Here is a 22,851-nt window from a genome sequence, read left to right on the forward strand (position 1 = left end):
CAGCATGAACAAGAAAATTTTAGTTGTGGATGATGAAGAATCTATTGTTACTCTTTTACAGTACAATTTGGAACGGTCAGGCTATGATGTCATTACCGCCTCGGATGGGGAAGAAGCACTCAAAAAAGCGGAAACAGAGAAGCCTGATTTGATTGTGCTTGATGTGATGCTTCCAAAATTGGACGGAATCGAAGTATGCAAGCAGCTGAGACAGCAAAAACTGATGTTTCCCATTTTAATGCTGACAGCGAAGGATGAGGAATTCGACAAAGTATTAGGGCTTGAGCTCGGTGCTGATGATTATATGACCAAGCCGTTCAGTCCAAGGGAAGTAAATGCGAGAGTCAAAGCGATTTTAAGGCGTTCGGAAATAGCTGCGCCCTCTAGTGAGATGAAGAACGATGAAATGGAAGGCCAGATCGTAATCGGCGATCTGAAAATCCTGCCTGATCATTATGAAGCGTACTTTAAAGAAAGTCAGCTTGAACTGACACCGAAAGAATTCGAACTGTTGCTCTATTTAGGCAGACATAAAGGCAGAGTTCTGACAAGAGACCTGCTGCTGAGCGCAGTCTGGAATTATGATTTTGCCGGAGATACGAGAATTGTTGATGTGCACATCAGCCATCTTCGCGACAAAATTGAAAACAATACCAAAAAACCGATCTACATTAAAACGATTAGGGGATTGGGGTATAAACTGGAGGAGCCAAAAATGAATGAATAAATACCGTGTGCGCCTTTTTTCTGTATTCGTTGTCTGTATGATTCTGGTGTTTTGTGTCCTCGGGCTGTTTTTACAGCAGCTTTTTGAAACATCTGATCAAAGGAAAGCAGAGGAACACATTGAAAAAGAAGCAAAATACTTGGCTTCGCTTCTTGATGCCGGCAATCTGAATAATCAAGCAAATGAGAAAATCATTAAAGATGCAGGCGGCGCGCTTGATGTGAGCGCATCCGTTATCGATACAGACGGTAAGGTGCTGTATGGGTCAAACGGTAGATCGGCTGATTCCCAAAAGGTGCAGGCGCTTGTTTCTGGCCATGAGGGTATTCTGTCAACAACAGATAACAAGCTTTATTACGGACTTTCACTTAGAAGCGAAGGTGAAAAAACAGGATATGTGCTGCTTTCCGCCTCTGAAAAAAGCGACGGCTTAAAAGGCGAATTGTGGGGGATGCTGACGGCCAGTCTTTGTACCGCATTTATCGTCATTGTTTATTTTTATTCCAGCATGACCTCACGTTATAAAAGGTCAATTGAGTCAGCGACAAATGTAGCCACAGAACTCTCTAAGGGCAACTACGATGCACGGACGTACGGCGGCTATATTAGGCGTTCTGATAAGCTAGGACATGCGATGAACAGCCTTGCCATTGATCTGATGGAAATGACGCGAACGCAGGAAATGCAGCGGGATCGGCTGCTGACAGTCATTGAAAACATTGGCTCCGGGCTGATTATGATCGACGGAAGAGGCTTTATTAATCTCGTAAACAGGTCTTACGCCAAGCAGTTTCATATCAATCCGAATCATATGCTGCGCCGTCTTTATCACGATGCATTTGAACATGAAGAAGTGATCCAGCTTGTCGAAGACATTTTTATGACGGAGACAAAGAAATGCAAGCTGTTAAGACTGCCGATCAAAATAGAACGGCGTTATTTTGAAGTGGACGGCGTTCCGATTATGGGGCCGGACGATGAATGGAAAGGAATTGTGCTTGTTTTCCATGACATGACGGAAACAAAGAAATTAGAGCAGATGAGGAAGGATTTTGTGGCCAATGTTTCTCATGAGCTGAAAACACCGATTACGTCCATAAAAGGGTTTACGGAGACGTTATTGGATGGGGCGATGGAAGACAAAGAGGCGCTTTCTGAATTTCTCTCTATTATTCTTAAGGAAAGCGAAAGGCTTCAGTCTTTGGTTCAGGATTTGCTCGATCTCTCAAAAATCGAGCAGCAAAATTTCACGCTCAGTATCGAAACGTTTGAGCCGGCCAAAATGCTTGTTGAGATTGAAACGCTTCTGAAGCATAAGGCGGATGAGAAAGGCATCTCCTTGCACCTGAATGTCCCGAAAGACCCTCAATATGTATCTGGTGACCCGTACAGGCTGAAACAGGTATTTCTTAATCTCGTAAACAATGCGTTAACCTACACGCCTGAGGGGGGATCCGTGGCTATCAATGTAAAGCCCAGAGAAAAAGACATTCAGATTGAGGTTGCCGATTCTGGAATCGGAATTCAGAAAGAAGAAATTCCGCGCATCTTTGAACGCTTTTACCGCGTAGATAAAGACAGAAGCAGAAATTCGGGCGGAACCGGGCTGGGCCTTGCGATTGTCAAGCATTTAATAGAGGCTCATGAAGGGAAAATTGATGTCACAAGCGAGCTTGGACGGGGAACTGTCTTTACCGTGACGCTGAAACGGGCCGCTGAAAAGTCCGCCTAATGTTTACAAAGGTTTAACAATATCTTCATGCACTGTTAAACCTATGCTGGTAGGATGTAGTAGAACCCCTTCATCCAAGGAGCCAATTTTGACGGCGGGAACCTATTTGTGTTCCCGTCCTTTTTTGTGTCTTCTCTTATAGTTCACGTATTTTCCTTTCAAATTGAACTTTGTTAAAATAAGAGGAGCTAATGACTATGTAAGAGATGAATGGAAGCCTGAGGCTTCTTAGGAGGAAATTGAATGACGGAACGAAAAAAATTAGTGCTTGTAGACGGAAACAGTCTGGCTTACCGGGCGTTTTTTGCATTGCCGCTGTTAAGCAATGATAAAGGTGTTCATACGAATGCTGTATACGGCTTTGCGATGATTTTGATGAAAATGCTTGAGGATGAAAAACCGACGCACATGCTGGTTGCGTTTGATGCCGGGAAAACAACATTTCGTCACGGCACATTTAAAGAATATAAAGGCGGCAGACAGAAAACCCCGCCTGAGCTTTCCGAACAAATGCCGTTTATCCGCGAGCTGCTGGATGCCTACCAGATCAGCCGCTATGAACTGGAACAATATGAAGCGGATGATATTATCGGCACACTGGCCAAATCGGCTGAAAAAGACGGATTTGAAGTTAAGGTTTTCTCAGGAGATAAGGATTTAACACAGCTGGCAACGGACAAAACGACAGTTGCCATTACGAGAAAGGGAATTACCGATGTTGAATTTTACACACCGGAGCATGTCAAAGAGAAATACGGGCTTACGCCTGAACAAATCATTGACATGAAGGGTCTGATGGGCGATTCCTCAGATAATATTCCGGGTGTGCCCGGCGTCGGAGAAAAGACTGCGATTAAGCTTTTAAAACAATTTGATTCGGTTGAAAAGCTGCTGGAGTCCATTGACGAGGTGAGCGGAAAGAAATTGAAGGAAAAGCTTGAGGAGTTTAAGGATCAGGCATTGATGAGCAAGGAGCTTGCGACAATTATGACGGATGCTCCGATTGAGGTATCTGTTTCCGGCCTGGAATATCAAGGCTTTAATCGTGAACAGGTCATTGCCATCTTTAAAGATCTTGGCTTCAACACGCTTCTTGAACGGCTTGGAGAAGACAGTGCAGAAGCAGAACAGGATCAATCGTTGGAAGACATTAATGTCAAAACAGTCACAGACGTGACAAGCGATATATTGGTTTCTCCATCCGCATTTGTCGTTGAACAGATTGGCGATAATTATCATGAAGAGCCGATCCTCGGATTTTCGATCGTAAATGAAACGGGAGCTTATTTCATTCCGAAAGACATTGCCGTTGAGTCTGAGGTGTTTAAAGAATGGGTGGAAAATGACGAGCAGAAGAAATGGGTCTTCGACAGCAAGCGGGCCGTTGTCGCTTTGCGCTGGCAGGGCATTGAGCTGAAAGGAGCCGAGTTTGATACGCTCCTTGCGGCTTATATCATCAACCCGGGCAATTCATATGACGACGTTGCGAGTGTGGCTAAGGATTACGGCCTGCATATCGTTTCAAGTGATGAATCAGTTTATGGAAAAGGAGCAAAACGGGCAGTGCCGTCAGAAGACGTACTGTCTGAGCACCTTGGCCGAAAAGCGTTAGCGATTCAAAGCCTTCGGGAAAAGCTCGTTCAAGAGCTGGAAAACAACGACCAGCTTGAACTGTTTGAAGAGCTGGAAATGCCTCTTGCGCTTATTCTTGGCGAAATGGAATCAACTGGCGTCAAGGTCGATGTTGACCGTTTAAAACGGATGGGTGAAGAACTGGGTGCGAAGCTGAAGGAATATGAAGAAAAAATCCATGAGATTGCGGGAGAGCCGTTTAACATCAATTCTCCGAAACAGCTAGGCGTCATCTTATTTGAAAAGATCGGCCTTCCTGTCGTAAAGAAAACGAAAACAGGCTATTCTACGTCTGCCGATGTGCTTGAAAAGCTGGCTGACAAGCATGATATTGTCGACTATATTTTACAGTACAGACAAATTGGCAAGCTTCAATCAACATATATCGAAGGGCTTTTAAAGGTGACGAGACCGGATTCGCATAAAGTGCACACGCGATTTAACCAGGCCTTAACGCAAACTGGCCGTCTCAGCTCGACTGATCCGAACCTGCAAAACATTCCGATCAGGCTTGAGGAAGGGCGGAAAATTCGCCAAGCTTTTGTGCCGTCTGAAAAAGACTGGCTCATTTTTGCAGCCGATTATTCACAAATCGAGCTGCGGGTGCTTGCCCATATTTCAAAGGATGAAAATCTGATCGAAGCTTTTACTAATGATATGGATATTCACACGAAAACGGCAATGGATGTGTTCCATGTCGCTAAGGATGAAGTGACATCTGCGATGAGACGCCAGGCGAAAGCGGTCAACTTTGGCATTGTTTACGGGATCAGCGATTACGGTCTGTCACAGAACCTCGGCATTACCCGGAAGGAAGCGGGAGCATTTATCGACCGCTATCTGGAAAGCTTCCAAGGCGTAAAAGCGTACATGGAAGATTCAGTACAGGAAGCGAAACAAAAAGGATACGTAACAACGCTTATGCATCGCCGCCGCTACATCCCTGAGCTGACGAGCCGGAACTTTAATATCCGAAGTTTTGCGGAGCGGACGGCCATGAATACGCCGATTCAAGGAAGCGCCGCTGATATTATCAAAAAAGCCATGATTGACATGGCTGCCAAGCTGAAAGAAAAACAGTTGAAAGCAAGGCTTCTGCTTCAAGTACACGATGAATTGATTTTTGAGGCGCCAAAGGAAGAAATTGAAATTCTTGAAAAGCTTGTTCCTGAAGTGATGGAGCATGCGCTTGCATTAGATGTGCCGTTAAAGGTGGACTTTGCATCAGGCCCATCTTGGTACGATGCGAAATAAACAGAGATAGGAAGTGATGGATGTGCCGGAATTACCAGAGGTTGAGACGGTCCGGCGCACTCTGACCGGGCTTGTAAAGGGAAAAACAATCAAATCGGTAGAGATCAGATGGCCGAATATCATCAAACGGCCTGCCGAACCGGAGGAATTTGCGCGAAAACTAGCAGGAGAAACGATACAGTCCATCGGAAGACGGGGAAAGTTTTTACTGTTTCATTTAGATCATTATGTTATGGTTTCTCACCTTCGAATGGAAGGAAAATACGGTCTTCATCAAGCCGAGGAGCCTGACGATAAACACGTGCATGTCATATTCACGATGACGGATGGAACCCAGCTCCGGTACAGGGATGTGCGGAAATTTGGAACCATGCACTTATTTAAACCGGGAGAAGAAGCGGGCGAGCTCCCGCTTTCTCAGTTAGGGCCGGAGCCGGATGCAGAAGAATTTACAAGTGCGTATTTAAAAGACCGGCTTGCGAAAACAAACCGCGCTGTCAAAACTGCCCTACTGGATCAAAAAACGGTAGTTGGACTCGGGAACATTTATGTGGATGAGGCTCTTTTCAGAGCGGGTGTCCATCCCGAGACAAAAGCAAATCAATTATCAGATAAAACAATCAAAACCCTTCACGCTGAAATCAAAAACACTCTGCAGGAGGCGATTGATGCGGGCGGAAGCACAGTCCGTTCATATATCAACTCCCAAGGGGAAATCGGAATGTTCCAGCTGCAGCATTTTGTGTACGGAAAAAAAGACGAGCCATGCAAAAATTGCGGAACGATGATTTCGAAAATTGTCGTTGGAGGAAGAGGCACGCATTTTTGCGCAAAGTGCCAGACAAAAAAGTAGCATAATGCTTCATTGTCCAAGCTGTCGGTGCATATATCAGTAACTCTGGATTAAGGATGCCATTTTCGAAACACGGATTTTTCACTTTCCCATATATATGATTGTGATGAATCCCGGGCATTTCACATCTGATACAAGAGCACCAACAGAAAGGAAGAAACGGATATGCAAATGGTTTCTATACTGCTGCTGGCGTTGGCTGTCAGCTTGGACAGTTTTTCAGTCGGATTTACGTACGGATTGAGAAAAATGAAAATACCGTTTAAAGCGATTTTGGTTATCGCCTGCTGTTCCGGTGCTGTCATGTTTATATCCATGCTGATCGGAAGCTTTCTCACGAAGTTTTTTCCTGTATATGTGACGGAGAAGCTTGGCGGTTTGATATTGGTTGGAATCGGTGCGTGGGTTCTGTATCAATTTTTCAAACCGGCAAAAGATAAAGAATACCTATTGCATGAAAAAACACTGCTTAATCTAGAGGTTCGGTCATTAGGAATTGTGATTCATATTTTGAGAAAACCCATGAGTGCGGATATCGACAAATCGGGTGTGATCAACGGAATTGAGGCGGTCTTATTGGGATTTGCCTTATCGATTGATGCCTTTGGAGCAGGTATAGGCGCAGCCATTCTCGGTTTTTCGCCGATTGTGATGAGCATCGCCGTGGCAATCATGAGCTCGCTGTTTGTATCAATTGGAATCAATGCCGGCCATTTTCTGTCTAAGTGGAAATGGATCGATAAAATGGCGTTTTTGCCGGGGCTTCTATTAATCACGATTGGGCTCTGGAAATTGTAAAAAGGAGTGGATCTCTTGACCTTAGTCATTGGTTTAACGGGAGGAATAGCTAGCGGCAAAAGCACGGTAGCCAATATGCTGATTGAAAAAGGAATAACAGTTATAGATGCAGATATCATTGCAAAACAAGCGGTAGAAAAAGGGATGCCGGCCTACCGGCAAATCATTGACGAATTCGGTGAAGACATACTGCTCTCAAATGGCGATATAGATAGAAAAAAGCTTGGAGCGCTGGTATTTACAAATGAACAAAAACGTCTCGCTTTAAATGCAATTGTTCATCCCGCAGTCAGGCAGGAAATGCTCAATCGCCGTGATGAAGCCGTTGCAAATCGGGAGGCATTTGTTGTATTGGATATCCCGCTATTGTTCGAAAGCAAATTGGAATCATTGGTTGATAAAATTATTGTGGTCAGTGTGACAAAAGAGCTTCAACTGGAACGTCTGATGAAGCGCAATCAGCTGACAGAAGAAGAAGCAGTCAGCCGTATCCGCTCTCAAATGCCCTTAGAGGAAAAAACAGCAAGAGCAGATCAAGTCATTGATAACAGCGGCACGCTTGAAGAGACCAAAAGGCAGCTTGATGAAATCATGAACAGCTGGGCATAATACAAAAAACACCGTTCATATTGAACGGTGTTTTTTGGCCATTAAAAATCAAAGTTGTCCGGATCAGGACCGACGCGCAAGTTTTCATTCAGTGCATCGATTCGGTTCATGTCATCCTGCGTTAATTCAAAGTCAAATACGCTTGCATTTTCTTTAATGCGGTGTTCCTTCGTTGATTTAGGAATCGTTATAATGCCATGCTGCAGATCCCAGCGCAAAATAATTTGTGCGACAGATTTATTATATGTTTGAGCGATGTCAGCCAATACAGGGTGATCCAGCAGCTGTCCCTGCATTAAAGGTGACCAAGCCTCCATCTGGATGCCCTGATTTTGGCAGTATCTTATCAACTCTTTTTGTGTGAGGCGCGGGTGAAATTCCACTTGGTTAATCATAGGCTTAATTTCAGCTGCCGTCATCAGATCTTCAAGATGGTGAATTTGGAAGTTGCTTACGCCAATCGCTTTGATACGGCCTTCTTTATACAGCGTTTCAAGCGCTCTCCAAGCTTCTTTATACTTTCCTTCTACAGGCCAGTGGATGAGGTATAGATCCAAATAATCCAGACCGAGTTTGGACAGACTTGTTTCAAACGCGGCGAGTGTTTCTTCGTAGCCTAAATCCGCATTCCATACTTTCGATGTGATAAACAGATCCTCTCTTGAAATGCCTGCTTCTTCAATGCCTTCCCGAATCCCTTCTCCGACTCCAGCTTCATTTCCATAGATTGCTGCAGTATCAATACTGCGGTACCCGTGAACAATGGCAGTTTTAACTGCGTTTACCAGTTCAGATCCTTCTTCCACTTGGAACACGGAGGCCGAACCAAGGCATTTCTACCCCATTATGAAGTGTTGCTTTTGCTTGTAAATGTGTTGTCATGTTTATTTCCTCCTTTAAAATTGTCAGGCTTCCTGCCGATCTCGTTTTTCCATCAAGCGGCTCCAGCCTGTTAAAATGACTGCACCGACCACCATTAATCCGCCTATCCAAGCGGTATGAATCAATCCGATTGAATCGGTGATCACACCGCCAAGGTATGACCCAAGCGCGATCCCTGCATTAAAGGCAGCGATATTCATCGCGGATGCGACGTCAACTGCACTCGGGACAAAACGCTCAGCCAGCATGACGACATACACCTGAAGGCCGGGCACGTTCATAAAGGCCAGCAATCCCATACAGAGAATGGTAATGAGCCCTGCTGCTTGATACGGGGCTGTAAATGTCAGTACGAATAGAACGATTGCCTGTACGATAAACATATAGAATAAAGCGGCAATCGGATTTCGGTTTGACAGCTTTCCGCCAATCATATTGCCGATAGCAATAGCTATTCCGTATCCGAGCAGAATCACTGCAACAGTCCCGGCTTTGAAGCCTGTTACTTCCTGAAGCAGGGGAGACAGATACGTGAACACAACGAATGTTCCTCCGTATCCAAGCGCTGTAATGACAAATAAAAGCAATAACCGGCTGTTTGTCACAAGCTTCAATTGATCCCGCATCGTTGTTTTCGTCCCTTTTCGTAATTTGGACGGTACAAGAATGCCATTTGTAATGAAAGCAATGATTCCGACGGCGATAATGACCATAAAGGCGAAACGCCAGCCGAACTGCTGGCCGATAAATGTCCCAAAAGGAACTCCGGTTACAGTTGCCACAGTGAGGCCAGTAAACATAATTGAAATCGCGCTAGCCCTTTTATCCTCCGGGACAATATCCGCTGCGATTGTCGAACCGATCGACATAAACACACCGTGCGAAAATGCCGATATCACACGTGCTGCTAGTAAAATCCCGATGCTTGAAGCGGTTGCTGCCATCGTATTACCGGCAATAAAAATAAACATGATCCAAAGCAATAGTGTCTTACGTGACATGCTTGAGGTCAATGAAGTTAATATAGGTGCCCCAAATGTAACGCCGAGCGCATAAAGGGAAACGGTCAATCCTGCTGTCGTGACGGGAATATCCAGGTCATCAGCAATGAGCGGCAAAAGGCCGACACTGATAAATTCAGTTGTCCCTATTGCGAATGCACTTACGGCCAAAGCCAGTAGTGCAGGAATACTGCTTTTGGCTGAAGTCATGATGTTCCTCCTTTGTAAGATGTGTTGTATGATTGAAATTCTGCCGAGTAAGCTATATAAATAAAAAAGAGCAGATTCAAATCAGCCGGCAAATGTGATTATGAAACATATCGTTAAGAAATAAAAGTACGTACTTTGAAGTGCTATAGTCACTTTTTGGTGCCTGTGAGGAGAATGGATTGTATGGAGAAGAAAAAATATAACATTTCTGTTGAAGCGACTCTTGAAGTGATCGGTGGGAAATGGAAATGCGTCATTTTATGCCATCTGACGCACGGAAAAAAACGCACAAGTGAATTAAAACGCCTAATGCCCAACATCACGCAAAAAATGCTGACTCAGCAGCTGCGCGAGCTGGAAGCGGACGGTGTCATTAACCGAATCGTATATAATCAAGTTCCTCCCAAAGTGGAATACGAGCTCAGCGAATACGGCCGCAGCTTAGAAGGGATTTTAGATATGCTGTGTGCTTGGGGAGCGAATCATATTAACAGAGTGTACGGGGATACATTTTCTGTGCTAGAAGAAAGTGTGCTCAATGATAAGTTAAAACAGGAATCATAAAGCATGAGGGCAGTCAGTGCAGAGCGCTGGCTGCTTTTTGGTTCTTACGCCTGATATTCTGTGCAAGAAAACATAAGATGCATCATAAATTAGCGTTATAATCGTTGATTTTTATCAATATGTACTGGCGAATTTGTTTTAATGTGTTATACTAATTTTAGATAGTAACAAATTAGGATGGCATAATTGATAAGGGGTGTCCAACATGAAGGTAAAAGTAGCGATCAACGGGTTTGGAAGAATCGGAAGAATGGTTTTTAGAAAAGCGATGTTAGACGATCAAATTCAAGTAGTGGCCATTAACGCCAGCTATTCCGCAGAAACGCTGGCTCATTTAATAAAGTATGACACAATTCACGGCAGATACGACAAAGAGGTTGTGGCTGGTGAAGACAGCCTGATCGTAAATGGAAAGAAAGTGCTGTTGTTAAACAGCCGTGATCCAAAACAGCTGCCTTGGCGGGAATATGATATTGACATAGTCGTCGAAGCAACAGGGAAGTTTAATGCTAAAGATAAAGCGATGGGCCATATAGAAGCAGGTGCAAAAAAAGTGATTTTGACCGCTCCGGGAAAAAATGAAGACGTTACCATTGTGATGGGCGTAAATGAGGACCAATTTGACGCTGAGCGCCACGTCATTATTTCAAATGCGTCATGCACGACAAACTGCCTTGCGCCTGTTGTAAAAGTGCTGGATGAAGAGTTTGGCATTGAGAGCGGTCTGATGACTACAGTTCATGCGTATACGAATGACCAAAAAAATATTGATAACCCGCACAAAGATTTGCGCCGGGCGCGGGCTTGCGGTGAATCCATCATTCCGACGACAACAGGAGCGGCAAAGGCGCTTTCACTTGTGCTGCCGCATTTGAAAGGAAAACTTCACGGCCTCGCCTTGCGTGTCCCTGTTCCGAACGTCTCATTGGTTGATCTCGTTGTTGATCTGAAAACGGATGTTACGGCTGAAGAAGTAAACGAGGCATTTAAACGCGCTGCCAAAACGTCGATGTACGGTGTACTTGATTACTCAGATGAACCGCTTGTTTCGACTGATTATAATACGAATCCTCATTCAGCGGTCATTGACGGGCTTACAACAATGGTAATGGAAGACAGGAAAGTAAAGGTACTGGCGTGGTATGACAACGAATGGGGCTACTCCTGCAGAGTTGTTGATCTGATCCGTCATGTAGCGGCACGAATGAAACATCCGTCTGCTGTATAAAATAAGGTCATGGACACATTTTAAAGAAAAAACCCTTAACAGCATATTTCTGAAAAAACGCACCTTGCAAATTAGACTTAAACACAGTATACTATTTTTCGTGAACTTCTTGCTTGAGACTGTTTCGGAATTACTTAAAGGGTTAGGACCTCTCCGGACTAACTTTCCCCCGTGGTAAATGGCCGACCCAGTTGTTGGAATTTCACTTTTTAATTCTTGTTAAGGGGGGTCCATGACTATGGAAACAATGGGGCGTCACGTTATCTCCGAGCTATGGGGATGCGATTTTGATAAGCTGAATGACATGGATTTTATTGAAAAAACGTTTGTAAATGCTGCTCTAAAATCAGGTGCTGAGGTGCGCGAGGTTGCATTTCACAAATTTGCACCGCAAGGCGTAAGCGGAGTTGTGATTATTTCTGAATCACACTTAACGATTCACAGTTTTCCTGAGCACGGATATGCGAGCATTGATGTTTATACTTGTGGAGACTTAGATCCTAATGTCGCTGCTGATTACATTGCAGAGGCATTACATGCTGATACAAGAGAAAACATTGAAATACCAAGAGGAATGGGGCCTGTGCAAATTAAACAGGCGCAAGCGAAAGTACTATAAAGTAAATTGCGAACACAAAGGGAGCTGGAGCTAGAAAGCCATTATGCGCTTTTTAGCTTATGCTCCTTTTATTTTTATAAAGAAACGAGAGTGTCAGCTTTTTCTTTTTTCATTTTTTTTGTAAAATAAGAAGGAGATTTTCACAAACCACCTAATGCTATAGAAACAAATTTAACAACGGCTCTCCCGACAGATGCTGTCACATCTATTTTTAAAAGGCGGAGGCTGCCGAAAATACATTGCAGGGAACGATATAGTTGGGAGCTGATTTTATTGAAATGTCCTTCATGCCAGCATAACGGAACACGAGTCCTTGATTCACGGCCTGTGGATGACGGAAAGTCGATTCGCCGAAGACGCGAGTGCGAATCCTGCCACTACCGGTTTACGACCTTTGAGAAAGTGGAGGAAACCCCGCTCATCGTTGTGAAAAAAGAAGGTGTGCGTGAGGAATTCAGCAGAGAAAAAATGCTGCGCGGCCTCATAAAAGCATGTGAAAAAAGGCCTGTTTCACTCAAAACGCTTGAAGACATGTGCTTTGATATTGAAAAAGAACTTCGCAATCAAGGCTGCTCCGAGGTGAAGAGTGAGCTCGTCGGAGAAATGGTCATGGACCGGCTGGCTAAGATTGACGAAGTCGCATATGTGCGGTTCGCGTCCGTCTATCGGCAGTTTAAAGATATAAACGTCTTTATCGATGAATTAAAAGACTTAATAAAGAAAGAGCGTTAAAAGAGCTAAGAGGATTCTTCTAGCTCTTTTCTCATGTGCAAAATTGGCATTTGATAGATATAAGAAACGGTGTAAAATGAAAGGTAGAAACAAATTCGGAAGGTTTGAGAATGTATGGCTGACTATTGGAAAGATGTACTGCCTGTAGACCCGTATGTGGTTAAAAGCAGATCGATGCTGCAGGATATTGACAGACAAATTATTACACAACTGTACCAGCCCTTAATCGGCCCTGTTGCATTCTCTCTTTATATGACATTGTGGGGAGAGCTTGAACAAAACCGTCTGTGGGGCGGAGAGTCCACACATAGACAGCTGATGGGGATGACACAGTCCAACTTAAAAACGATCCATCAGGAACAGGGGAAGCTCGAGGGCATCGGATTGCTGAAAGTATATATGAAAGAATCCGAGCGGCAGGAGCGCCTCTTTATATATGAACTCCTTCCGCCGCTCAGACCAAATGAATTTTTTGAAGACGGAATGCTGAATGTTTTTCTGTATAATAGGGTCGGAAAAACGAAATATCAGCAATTAAAACAATTTTTTACGCACCCGGCCATTTCAGAAGATGCGAAGGACATTACGCGTCCGTTTAATCATGCGTTTGAATCGCTGCAGCCGAGTGAATGGAAGCTCACATCCGATATGGAGGAAACGGTAAGGCTTGCCGAGGGGTCCGAGTATACTTCTGTCGGACAGTCTCCGTCCTACACCATAACGGAGGATGTGTTTGATTTTGATTTGTTTTTAGCGGGACTTTCTGAGACGATGATACCGAGAAAAGCGATGACCCAGCAGGTGCGGGACACAATCAAAAAGCTTTCTTATCTGTACGGAATTGACCCTTTGCAAATGCAAAATGTTGTGATGAGCGCAATTGATGAGCGTGACGTCATTACGACGGAGGCATTAAGAAAAGCGGCGAGCGACTGGTATCAAATTGAAAGAAACGGACAGCTGCCCGATTTGGTGGAAAAAACACAGCCGGTGCATCTGCGTGAAGGCGAACAACCGGCAGAAGAGGATTCTCTGGATGGGAAGCTGATTGCATTGCTGGAGGCGATTTCCCCGAAGAAGCTTCTGCAGGACATTGCTGACGGAACAGAGCCGTCAAAAGCTGATCTGAAGATCATAGAAGAAATTATGTTCGAACAGAAGCTCGAGCCAGGCGTCACAAATGTGTTAATTTATTATGTCATGCTGAAAACCGACATGAAGCTGTCGAAAAACTATATCCAAAAAATCGCTTCGCATTGGGCACGCAAAAAGGTGAAAACGGTCAGGGAAGCGATGAAGCTCGCAATAGAAGAAAACCGCCAGTATCTTGAATGGGCTGAGGGAAAAACAAAGTCTTCGAAACGAAACCAAAAAGTGATTCGTGAAGAAAAGCTTCCTGATTGGATGACAGAAAAGGAAACAGCGTCCGATTCAGAATCCGGACAGCAGAAGCTGCATCCGCAGGATTTGGAAGAACAGAAGAAAAAGATGATGGAAGAAATGCAAAAACTGAAAAAATACTCTGCCTATTAAAGACAGAGATGCGGGGTGAAGGAATAGATGGAACCAATCGGCCGTTCCCTGCAGGGCGTAACCGGCAGGCCGGATTTCCAAAAACGTCTTGAACAAATGAAGGAAAAAGTCATGAAAGATCAAGATGTTCAAGCATTTTTGAAGGAAAACGAAGAAGTGATTGACCAAAAAATGATCGAAAAGAGCTTAAATAAGCTTTATGAATATATCGAACAAAGCAAGAATTGCTCCTATTGTTCGGAAGATGAAAACTGCAACAATTTGTTGGAGGGCTACCATCCGAAGCTTGTTGTCAATGGGAGGTCTATTGATATCGAGTATTACGAATGTCCAGTCAAACGGAAGCTCGACCAGCAGAAGAAACAACAGTCTCTTATGAAAAGCATGTATATCCAGCAGGATCTTCTTGGAGCGACGTTCCAGCAAGTTGATATCAGTGACCCAAGCAGACTCGCGATGTTTCAGCATGTTACAGACTTCCTGAAAAGCTATAATGAGACGGGAAAAGGGAAAGGATTATATTTATACGGGAAATTTGGGGTAGGAAAAACGTTTATGCTCGCTGCAATTGCCAATGAGCTGGCGGAAAAAGAGTATTCCTCCATGATTGTTTATGTGCCTGAATTTGTGAGAGAGCTTAAGAATTCGCTGCAAGACCAGACATTGGAAGAGAAGCTCAATATGGTAAAGACCACACCCGTATTAATGCTTGATGACATCGGAGCAGAATCAATGACAAGCTGGGTAAGGGATGAGGTCATCGGAACGGTGCTTCAGCACAGAATGTCCCAGCAGCTGCCAACGTTCTTTTCTTCTAATTTCTCACCTGACGAGCTGAAGCATCATTTTACGTATTCGCAGAGGGGAGAAAAAGAAGAAGTAAAAGCTGCAAGATTAATGGAGCGGATATTATATTTGGCTGCTCCGATCCGCCTTGACGGAGAAAACCGCCGACATCCATAATTGCTGTGGTTCAAAGGGGAAGGAACTGAGGGTATGAAACGAAAAACGGCTGTCAAATGGCTGGCAGTGCTTGCAGGTGCTGGTTTACTCTATTGGGGAAATAAAACGTATTTGAATGTATCGCCGAAAGAAATCAGGGTATGGGTATTGTCGTTCGGAGTCTTTGCACCTCTGATGTTTATCGGGATATCCATCGTCAGGCCACTTGTTTTATTTCCGGTGTCTGTTATTTCAATAGCTGGCGGACTTGCGTTTGGCCCGCTTCTCGGCACGCTTTATACGTTATTCGGTTCGATGTGCGCTTCAGCTGTTTCGTTTTTTGCGGCTGGTTTGTTTTCGGCGAAAAAGAACGGGCATTACGAAAGGCTTGAAGCCATACAGAAGCAAATGGAGGATAACGGATTTTTCTATATCTTTCTTTTGAGAATCCTGCCGATCAATTTTGATTTCGTCAGCTATGCGGCAGGCCTTTCCAATGTCAAAGCGCTGCCGTATTTTGCCGCAACGGCTGTGGGAATCATCCCTGGGACGATTGCGCTTAATGTGCTGGGTGCGAGCTTTTTGGCTGGCAATCTGCCCGCTTTCTTTATGGTGCTCGCTTTGTATATCGTGTTTATCTCATTGCCGTTCATCTTCAGAAAGAAAATGCAAAACTTGTTCCAAGAATCAAATTAAGATTTGCCAATGACCTTTACGTCTATTTTAAAAACATCCCCCATATACTTGTAACAGATGCCGTAAGGGGGGACAAACATGCTTGAAATAATCTTTGAAGATGACCATGATGCAGCCGCTTTTTTACATCTCATTCAGCATTCGGACGATCGGAACAATATCATTGTCCGTGAAGGCATACGAAAAATCGGGATTGAAAAAGCGAATCCGGCTTTTCCTATTCAGCGTTTTATGGAGCCGATTCTGGTCAAATTTTTTTTGGAATGCAAAGAAGACGAGCATATGCTGTCATTGATTGAGGAAACGTATTGTTTCACGGACCAGGATGAACAGCAGCAAATCCTTCAGCTCGCACACAGTATTATTGAAGGTGAAGCAGACGATCTTCCGTTTGAGCCGCTGAAGCTTTCACGGAAACAATCAATTTTGGATGAACTCCAAACGATCTGTTTAGAGGAAGGAGTATTTTACATTCGCTCCTTTCAGACCTTCCGACTTGGATCATACTATAAGCAGCTGAGAGATATTACAGAAGCAGCGATTGATGAATATAAGATGGAACAGGAATATCAAAACTTTATTCAAACACTCAGAGACTATGTGGACGCCAAACAGCCGCGAATCAAAAAAGTGCATATTGTCCATGATGGTTCCTTTACATTATGGGAGCTGCGCTATGTGCCGGAACGGGAAAAAATGAAATACATAGACAGAAGATTTGTCCGGGATCATCCTATGTATATTGATTCTCATTTGCTCGCGCCGCTGATTTCCATTGCGCCTGATGAAGTCGTGCTTTATACCGACCAGCCCGAGCACATGATGGCAAGGACCATTCAAAACGTATTTCAAGAGAGAGTGGAAATGCTCCCGCTGCATGCTTTTACAGATGCAGAAATACCGGTGAAGCACTCGGAAGGATGAGGGCCGGCAGCCTGTCTATTTAAGGCTGTCGGTTTAAAAAAAAGGAAACGCGATCGTGTTGATTTTTTGGATTGAACAATTTATAATACATAGGAGATTAAGAAAGACACACGTATTGATAAGGACACGAAGGAATGATACCGGCTCAAAGAGAGGGAAGCCCTGGCTGCAAGCTTCCCAGCTAAGGACCATTCGCTTTACCGCCTTTGAACTTCAGCTGTGAACCTCTTGAAAAGGAACAGTAATGGCTGACGGGAACTCCCGTTACAGAGCTTAGAGCCGCAGGTGCCGTGTATTGGCTTTGCGGAAAAAAGGGTGGAACCACGATTCCGTTTATTCAACCTCGTCCCTTTCATAGGGGGCGGGGTTTTTATATGCAAAAAAAGGAGTGACAAAGATGTCAGATATGGTAAAAATCACATTTCCTGATGGAGCAGTCAAGGAGTTTGCGAAAGGAACAACAACAGAAGATATCGCGGCATCCATCAGTCCGGGATTAAAGAAAAAGTCATTAGCCGGAAAACTGAACGGAAAAGAAATCGATTTGAGAACGCCGATCAATGAAGACGGTACAGTGGAAATCATTACAGAAGGCTCAGAAGAAGGTCTTCAAATTATGCGCCACAGTGCGGCTCACTTGCTGGCTCAAGCGATTAAACGCATCTACAAGGATGTTAAATTCGGCGTCGGTCCGGTTATCGAAAACGGTTTTTACTACGATGTAGAAATGGACGAAGCGATTACACCGGAGGATCTGCCGAAAATCGAGAAAGAAATGAAAAAAATCGTTAATGCGAACCTTCCGATCGTTCGAAAAGAAGTCAGCCGTGAAGAAGCGAAAGCCCGTTTTGCGGAAATCGGCGACGACCTGAAGCTTGAACTATTGGATGCGATTCCTGAAGGAGAAACCGTTTCGATCTATGAGCAAGGCGAATTCTTTGACCTGTGCCGCGGCGTCCATGTTCCTTCAACCGGAAAAATCAAAGAATTTAAGCTGTTAAGCCTTGCAGGCGCATACTGGCGCGGTGACAGCAAAAACCAAATGCTTCAGCGCGTATATGGTACAGCTTTCTTCAAAAAAGCTGATCTTGAAGAGCATCTTCGTATGCTAGAAGAAGCGAAAGAACGCGACCACAGAAAGCTTGGCAAAGAATTAAAGCTGTTCGCGAACTCTCAAAAAGTCGGACAAGGCCTGCCGCTTTGGCTGCCAAAAGGCGCAACAATCCGCCGCGTCATCGAGCGCTACATTGTCGATAAAGAAATCAGCCTCGGCTATGAGCACGTATACACACCTGTGCTAGGCAGCAAAGAGCTGTATGAAACATCAGGACACTGGGATCATTATCAGGAAGGCATGTTCCCTCCGATGGAAATGGACAATGAAACACTTGTATTGCGTCCGATGAACTGTCCGCACCATATGATGATTTACAAACAAGACATTCACAGTTACCGCGAGCTTCCGATTCGTATTGCAGAGCTTGGAACGATGCACCGCTATGAAATGTCAGGTGCGCTGTCAGGACTTCAACGGGTACGCGGAATGACGTTAAATGATGCACACATCTTTGTGCGCCCGGATCAAATTAAGGATGAGTTTATCCGTACAGTCCGTTTAATCCAGGATGTTTATGAAGACTTCGGTTTAAGTGATTACACATTCCGTCTGTCTTACCGCGATCCGGAAGATACAGAGAAATATTTTGATGACGATGAAATGTGGAACAAAGCGCAATCCATGCTGAAAGAGGCAATGGACGAAATCGGCCACGACTATTACGAAGCAGAAGGTGAAGCGGCATTCTACGGACCTAAACTTGATGTTCAGGTGAAAACTGCGATCGGAAAAGAAGAAACACTGTCTACGGTTCAGCTTGATTTCTTATTGCCGGAACGTTTCGACCTGACATACATCGGTGAGGACGGCAAGCAGCACCGTCCGGTTGTCATTCACAGAGGTGTCGTTTCAACAATGGAACGCTTTGTTGCTTTCTTAATCGAAGAACACAAAGGCGCGCTGCCGACATGGCTTGCACCGGTTCAGTTCCAAGTCATCCCGGTTTCTCCGGCTGTGCATTTAGACTACGCGAAAAAAGTGCAGGAACGCCTGCAATGTGAAGGCCTGCGTGTTGAAGTCGACAGCCGCGATGAAAAAATCGGCTACAAAATCCGTGAAGCGCAAATGCAAAAAATCCCGTACATGCTGGTGGTCGGTGACCAAGAAGCAGAAAACGGAGCGGTAAACGTGCGTAAATACGGAGAACAGAACTCTGAAACCATTTCACTTGATGAGTTTGTGAAAAAGGCAGTAGCTGAAGCGAAAAAATAAAATAAAAAAGCATGATCTCATTGAAGAGATCATGCTTTTTTTATTTCTCTAATATAGGAAACAAATCATGAAGGCTGCTGATGATGTAATCAGGCTTTACGTCAGTTTCGTTTTTCTTATCAGTCCGGTTGATCCAAACGGTTTTGATTCCGGCTCTTGAAGCGCCTAAAATATCAGTATTCAAATTATCGCCGACCATGATGGCATCGTCTTTTTCAATATTCATCAGCTTAAGGCAGTGTTCAAAAATTGAAACATCCGGCTTGCCCTTGCCGAATGCGCCCGAGATGACGATTTCATTGAAGTAAGGAGCGAGCTCAGGCACGCCGGCAAGCTTCTCCTTTTGCAGACTAGGATCGCCATTTGTCAAAAGCAATAATTCATACTTGCCTTTTAATTGATCGAGTACAGCAAAAGTTTCATCATATACAAACGGGCGCTTTCTGCGCTCTGCCGCAAAAAACTCTCCCAAGTATTCGCCATATGCAGGATCATCGATCCCAAGCGCTTTCAGTCCGTTGGTCCATGCATTTCTTCTGTACTCCGGCACAATCTTGTTCAGCTTTTGAAAGCCTTCACTGATTGGCTCTGAGAAATTGGACCACAGTCCTTCAAACGGGTTAATGCCGATCATCACTGTATATGGATACGTCTCATATGACATGTACAATTCTCTCGCCGCTTCGCGAACAGCTGCTTCGAATTCCTCAGGGGCAAGGCCATATTTTTTCTCCGCCTGTAAGCAAGTTTCTGCAAATGTTGTTCTGACGCTTTTTTCGTCCCAAAGTAGTGTATCATCTAAATCAAAAAATACGGCTTTCATGATCTTCTCCTCTGCTTCAGATTCAAATCTTTCTGCCAAAAGGCTCATGTTTTATTTTACAATAGATAAAAGCCTTGTGAAATATGTTTTCAGACGATTTTAAAAAAACAGTCAGCCGCAAAACGAAAACATGCTAGAATGAAAACGGAAAGAACAGGTGACATGAATGATTCATTTAATGATTATGATGCTGGAGAGAGTGGGGATTATTGTTATATTAGGGTTCATTCTCGCCCATACGAAACTTTTCAGACAAGCTCTTCAGAATCAGGACGGCTATAAAGGAAAAGCGATTTTAATTTCTATTTTTTCTCTTTTCAGCATCATCAGCAATTATACAGGCATCGAAATTCAAAGAAATATGATTGTAAACAATGACTGGGTGTTTACGATAGATCCATCGGGCTCTATCGCGAATACCCGTATTTTGGGCGTGGAAATCGGGGGCCTTCTCGGAGGTCCTTTTGTAGGGGCTGGGATCGGCATACTTGCGGGCCTGCATCGTTTTTCACTCGGTGGCAGCACGGCCTTAAGCTGTGCCGTCTCATCTATTTTAGCGGGTGTTCTTGCAGGCTTGATCGGCAGGTATTTTACGAAGCGATATCGAATGCCGACACCGCGCATCGCCGCTCTTGTGGGAATCGGCATGGAGTCACTGCAAATGATCATTATTTTGCTGATGGCAAAGCCGTTCAGTGACGCTTGGGAGCTTGTCAGCATGATCGGAATTCCGATGATACTCATCAATGGAACAGGCAGTTTTATTTTTCTGTCTATTATTCAAGCGATCATTCGCAAGGAAGAACAGGCAAGAGCTCTCGAAACGCATCGAGTGCTGACGATTGCTGATCAGACACTTCCATTTTTTCGCCAAGGATTAAATGAAAACTCCTGTAAAAGTGTAGCGGCTATTATCCATAAGCTGACAGGAACAGATGCGGTGTCTCTCACTGATAAAGAAAAGATCCTTGCGCATGTCGGTGCGGGAATGGATCACCACATCCCATCGAAAAGTTTGATCACCGGCCTGTCCAAAAAGGTGATTAAAACAGGGCATATTATGAAGGCGATTTCGCAGGAAGAGATTGAATGCACGCATGCTGAATGCCCTTTGCACGCTGCAATTGTTCTGCCGCTGACATCGAACGGCAATACAATCGGCACCTTGAAAATGTACTTTAAAAGCCCGGCAGGCCTGAGTCAGGTAGAGGAGGAACTTGCCGAGGGGCTGGCCATGCTGTTTTCGACACAGCTTGAGCTTGGGGAAGCAGAGCTGCAAAGCAAACTTCTCAAGGATGCTGAAATTAAAGCGCTTCAAGCACAGGTGAATCCGCATTTTTTATTTAATGCGATCAACACGATTTCTGCGCTATGCCGTACAGATGTTGAAAAAACCCGTAAGCTCCTATTGCAGCTCAGTGTTTATTTTCGTTCAAACCTTCAAGGAGCGAGACAGCTGCTGATTCCGCTCTCAAAGGAGCTGAACCATCTTAACGCCTATTTGTCATTAGAACAGGCGCGTTTTCCCGGGAAATATAAAATTGAGCTTAAGATCGACACAAGACTGGAGCAGATTGAAATCCCTCCGTTTGTTTTGCAGGTGCTTGTCGAGAACGCGCTTCGGCACGCGTTTCCGAAAAAACAAGACATATGCAAGGTTACAGTCTGTGTCTTATCTGATGATGCATCCGTCTATATGAAGGTGGCGGATAACGGACGCGGAATTCCGCCGGACGTCTTGCCGGAACTGGGAAAGAAACCGTTTCCGTCTAAGGAGGGAACCGGTACAGCGCTTTATAACCTAAATCAGCGGCTGATCGGTTTATTCGGACAGCAGGCTGCACTGCATATCAGCAGTGAGGTTCATAAAGGGACAGAGGTTTCCTTTCAAGTGCCAATGCAACAGATGAAAGAGGGAGAAGAACATGCTCAGGGTGTTAATAGTTGATGATGAGATGCTGGCAAGAGATGAACTGGCTTACTTGCTTAAGCGGACCAATGAGGAAATGGAAATCAATGAAGCGGAAAATATCGAATCCGCTTTTGACCAAATGATGGATCAAAAACCTGATTTGCTGTTTCTAGACGTTGATTTATCCGGAGAAAACGGTTTTGATATCGCAAAGCGATTGAAGAAAATGAAGCATCCTCCTGCAGTTGTGTTTGCGACAGCGTATGACCAGTATGCGCTCAAAGCGTTTGAGGTGGACGCTCTTGATTATTTAACCAAGCCTTTCGATGAAGAAAGAATTCAGCAAACGCTGAAAAAATATAAAAAAGTCAATCGGGATATTGTAGAAATAGAGCAAAACAGCCATGCGGGCCAGCACAAGCTCGCGCTATCTGTGGGGGAATCGATTGTGATTGTGGATACGAAGGACATTATCTATGCCGGAACAGAAGATGGTCATGTCAATGTAAAAACCTTCGATCATTCTTATACGGTCAGCGATACACTCGTTGTGATTGAGAAAAAGCTGCCGGATTCTGATTTTATCCGCGTCCATCGGAGCTTTGTCGTGAATACCGAATATATTAAAGAAATTCAGCCATGGTTTAATTCAACGTATAATCTGATCATGAAAGACGGATCGAAAATACCGGTCAGCCGGACATATGCGAAGGAATTGAAAAAGCTGCTCCATATTTGATGGGCGGCTTTTTGCATTTCAGCCATTTGATTCTGCAACTCAGCCCCGCTATTCGGCATGTTATCTTGTAAGCGCTTTATAACAGGGGATTCTTATTTATAATGAGGGTACC

18 protein-coding genes and 2 pseudogenes are annotated in these 22,851 nt (G+C 44.4%); 17 read left to right on the plus strand and 3 right to left on the minus strand.

Annotated elements, in window-relative coordinates; translation table 11 throughout:
* The first annotated feature begins 4 nt into the window (after window positions 1-4).
* From phoP to coaE, 6 genes and pseudogenes are all read left to right on the plus strand, one after another.
* Complete coding sequence (gene phoP, locus SB658_RS00925) at window positions 5-727, plus strand: two-component system response regulator PhoP (protein ID WP_003229442.1); 723 nt, start codon at window positions 5-7, stop codon at window positions 725-727.
* The gene (gene phoR / locus SB658_RS00930; RefSeq protein ID WP_029726381.1) at window positions 720-2,459 is read left to right on the plus strand and encodes a sensory box histidine kinase PhoR; all 1,740 of its coding nucleotides are present in this window, start codon (window positions 720-722) and stop codon (window positions 2,457-2,459) included. The genes phoP and phoR overlap by 8 nt, the downstream gene beginning before the upstream one ends.
* A 243-nt stretch (window positions 2,460-2,702) precedes the next feature.
* The gene (gene polA / locus SB658_RS00935; RefSeq protein WP_004398870.1) at window positions 2,703-5,345 is read left to right on the plus strand and encodes a DNA polymerase I; all 2,643 of its coding nucleotides are present in this window, start codon (window positions 2,703-2,705) and stop codon (window positions 5,343-5,345) included.
* A 22-nt stretch (window positions 5,346-5,367) separates the two neighbouring features.
* Complete coding sequence (mutM, locus tag SB658_RS00940) at window positions 5,368-6,198, plus strand: DNA-formamidopyrimidine glycosylase (RefSeq protein WP_003246122.1); 831 nt, start codon at window positions 5,368-5,370, stop codon at window positions 6,196-6,198.
* A gap of 147 nt (window positions 6,199-6,345) precedes the next feature.
* A pseudogene (gene ytaF, locus SB658_RS00945) lies at window positions 6,346-6,996 on the plus strand (sporulation membrane protein YtaF); the annotation flags it as partial.
* A gap of 15 nt (window positions 6,997-7,011) precedes the next feature.
* Window positions 7,012-7,605, plus strand: a complete 594-nt coding sequence (gene coaE / locus SB658_RS00950) for a dephospho-CoA kinase (RefSeq protein WP_004398928.1) — start codon at window positions 7,012-7,014, stop codon at window positions 7,603-7,605.
* A gap of 41 nt (window positions 7,606-7,646) precedes the next feature.
* On the opposite strand, the pseudogene ytbE reads toward coaE, so the two are convergent.
* Together ytbE and SB658_RS00960 are read right to left on the minus strand one after the other, a co-directional pair.
* Window positions 7,647-8,487, minus strand: a pseudogene (gene ytbE, locus SB658_RS00955) (aldo/keto reductase YtbE).
* Window positions 8,488-8,510: 23 nt separating this feature from the next.
* Window positions 8,511-9,698, minus strand: coding sequence for an MFS transporter (locus tag SB658_RS00960; RefSeq protein WP_032726374.1), 1,188 nt, complete (start codon window positions 9,696-9,698; stop codon window positions 8,511-8,513).
* Window positions 9,699-9,881: 183 nt separating this feature from the next.
* On the opposite strand from SB658_RS00960, the gene SB658_RS00965 reads away from it, so the two are divergent.
* The 9 genes from SB658_RS00965 to thrS all read left to right on the plus strand — a co-directional run bounded on the left by SB658_RS00965 (window position 9,882) and on the right by thrS (window position 19,265).
* Window positions 9,882-10,262 (plus strand): winged helix-turn-helix transcriptional regulator, encoded by a 381-nt coding sequence (locus SB658_RS00965; RefSeq protein ID WP_003229458.1) that lies wholly within the window; start codon window positions 9,882-9,884, stop codon window positions 10,260-10,262.
* A 205-nt stretch (window positions 10,263-10,467) separates the two neighbouring features.
* Window positions 10,468-11,490, plus strand: a complete 1,023-nt coding sequence (locus tag SB658_RS00970) for a glyceraldehyde-3-phosphate dehydrogenase (RefSeq protein ID WP_003229459.1) — start codon at window positions 10,468-10,470, stop codon at window positions 11,488-11,490.
* 238 nt (window positions 11,491-11,728) lie between these two features.
* A complete protein-coding gene (gene speD / locus SB658_RS00975) occupies window positions 11,729-12,109 on the plus strand; it encodes an adenosylmethionine decarboxylase (RefSeq protein ID WP_003223584.1) in 381 nt (126 codons plus the stop codon).
* 273 nt (window positions 12,110-12,382) lie between these two features.
* The gene (gene nrdR / locus SB658_RS00980) at window positions 12,383-12,841 is read left to right on the plus strand and encodes a transcriptional regulator NrdR (protein ID WP_003223586.1); all 459 of its coding nucleotides are present in this window, start codon (window positions 12,383-12,385) and stop codon (window positions 12,839-12,841) included.
* 114 nt (window positions 12,842-12,955) lie between these two features.
* Window positions 12,956-14,374 (plus strand): replicative helicase loading/DNA remodeling protein DnaB, encoded by a 1,419-nt coding sequence (gene dnaB, locus SB658_RS00985; RefSeq protein WP_003229464.1) that lies wholly within the window; start codon window positions 12,956-12,958, stop codon window positions 14,372-14,374.
* Between the two features lie 27 nt (window positions 14,375-14,401).
* Window positions 14,402-15,337 carry a primosomal protein DnaI gene (gene dnaI / locus SB658_RS00990; protein ID WP_003229466.1) on the plus strand — a complete coding sequence of 312 codons (936 nt, stop codon included), beginning with the start codon at window positions 14,402-14,404 and terminating at the stop codon, window positions 15,335-15,337.
* A gap of 33 nt (window positions 15,338-15,370) precedes the next feature.
* On the plus strand, window positions 15,371-16,012 hold the full coding sequence (locus SB658_RS00995) for a TVP38/TMEM64 family protein (RefSeq protein WP_003229468.1): 642 nt from the start codon (window positions 15,371-15,373) through the stop codon (window positions 16,010-16,012).
* 78 nt (window positions 16,013-16,090) lie between these two features.
* Entirely contained in the window at window positions 16,091-16,936 is an 846-nt protein-coding gene (ytxC, locus tag SB658_RS01000) for a putative sporulation protein YtxC (RefSeq protein ID WP_003229471.1), read from the plus strand.
* A 397-nt stretch (window positions 16,937-17,333) separates the two neighbouring features.
* Complete coding sequence (gene thrS, locus SB658_RS01005) at window positions 17,334-19,265, plus strand: threonine--tRNA ligase (RefSeq protein WP_003229473.1); 1,932 nt, start codon at window positions 17,334-17,336, stop codon at window positions 19,263-19,265.
* Between the two features lie 40 nt (window positions 19,266-19,305).
* On the opposite strand, the gene SB658_RS01010 is transcribed toward thrS, so the two are convergent.
* Window positions 19,306-20,088, minus strand: coding sequence for an HAD family hydrolase (locus SB658_RS01010; protein WP_004398978.1), 783 nt, complete (start codon window positions 20,086-20,088; stop codon window positions 19,306-19,308).
* Window positions 20,089-20,254: 166 nt separating this feature from the next.
* On the opposite strand from SB658_RS01010, the gene lytS reads away from it, so the two are divergent.
* Together lytS and lytT are read left to right on the plus strand one after the other, a co-directional pair.
* Entirely contained in the window at window positions 20,255-22,036 is a 1,782-nt protein-coding gene (gene lytS, locus SB658_RS01015) for a two-component system sensor histidine kinase LytS (protein ID WP_019712906.1), read from the plus strand.
* A complete protein-coding gene (gene lytT, locus SB658_RS01020) occupies window positions 22,014-22,739 on the plus strand; it encodes a two-component system response regulator LytT (RefSeq protein ID WP_019712907.1) in 726 nt (241 codons plus the stop codon). The genes lytS and lytT overlap by 23 nt, the downstream gene beginning before the upstream one ends.
* Window positions 22,740-22,851 lie beyond the last annotated feature (112 nt).

This window comes from Bacillus sp. SIMBA_008 (assembly GCF_046535495.1).
Lineage (GTDB): Bacteria > Bacillota > Bacilli > Bacillales > Bacillaceae > Bacillus > Bacillus subtilis.

Excerpts from the sequence above, each read along its gene's own strand:
- SB658_RS01010 (WP_004398978.1), bottom strand. The coding sequence starts at position 20,088 with ATGAAAGCCGTATTTTTTGATTTAGATGATACACTACTTTGGGACGAA.
- SB658_RS00970 (WP_003229459.1), top strand. The coding sequence starts at position 10,468 with ATGAAGGTAAAAGTAGCGATCAACGGGTTTGGAAGAATCGGAAGAATG.
- phoP (WP_003229442.1), top strand. The coding sequence starts at position 5 with ATGAACAAGAAAATTTTAGTTGTGGATGATGAAGAATCTATTGTTACT.
- lytS (WP_019712906.1), top strand. The coding sequence starts at position 20,255 with ATGATTCATTTAATGATTATGATGCTGGAGAGAGTGGGGATTATTGTT.
- thrS (WP_003229473.1), top strand. The coding sequence starts at position 17,334 with ATGTCAGATATGGTAAAAATCACATTTCCTGATGGAGCAGTCAAGGAG.
- SB658_RS00960 (WP_032726374.1), bottom strand. The coding sequence starts at position 9,698 with ATGACTTCAGCCAAAAGCAGTATTCCTGCACTACTGGCTTTGGCCGTA.
- ytxC (WP_003229471.1), top strand. The coding sequence starts at position 16,091 with ATGCTTGAAATAATCTTTGAAGATGACCATGATGCAGCCGCTTTTTTA.
- SB658_RS00995 (WP_003229468.1), top strand. The coding sequence starts at position 15,371 with ATGAAACGAAAAACGGCTGTCAAATGGCTGGCAGTGCTTGCAGGTGCT.
- phoR (WP_029726381.1), top strand. The coding sequence starts at position 720 with ATGAATAAATACCGTGTGCGCCTTTTTTCTGTATTCGTTGTCTGTATG.
- dnaI (WP_003229466.1), top strand. The coding sequence starts at position 14,402 with ATGGAACCAATCGGCCGTTCCCTGCAGGGCGTAACCGGCAGGCCGGAT.
- speD (WP_003223584.1), top strand. The coding sequence starts at position 11,729 with ATGGAAACAATGGGGCGTCACGTTATCTCCGAGCTATGGGGATGCGAT.
- dnaB (WP_003229464.1), top strand. The coding sequence starts at position 12,956 with ATGGCTGACTATTGGAAAGATGTACTGCCTGTAGACCCGTATGTGGTT.
- polA (WP_004398870.1), top strand. The coding sequence starts at position 2,703 with ATGACGGAACGAAAAAAATTAGTGCTTGTAGACGGAAACAGTCTGGCT.
- SB658_RS00965 (WP_003229458.1), top strand. The coding sequence starts at position 9,882 with ATGGAGAAGAAAAAATATAACATTTCTGTTGAAGCGACTCTTGAAGTG.
- lytT (WP_019712907.1), top strand. The coding sequence starts at position 22,014 with ATGCTCAGGGTGTTAATAGTTGATGATGAGATGCTGGCAAGAGATGAA.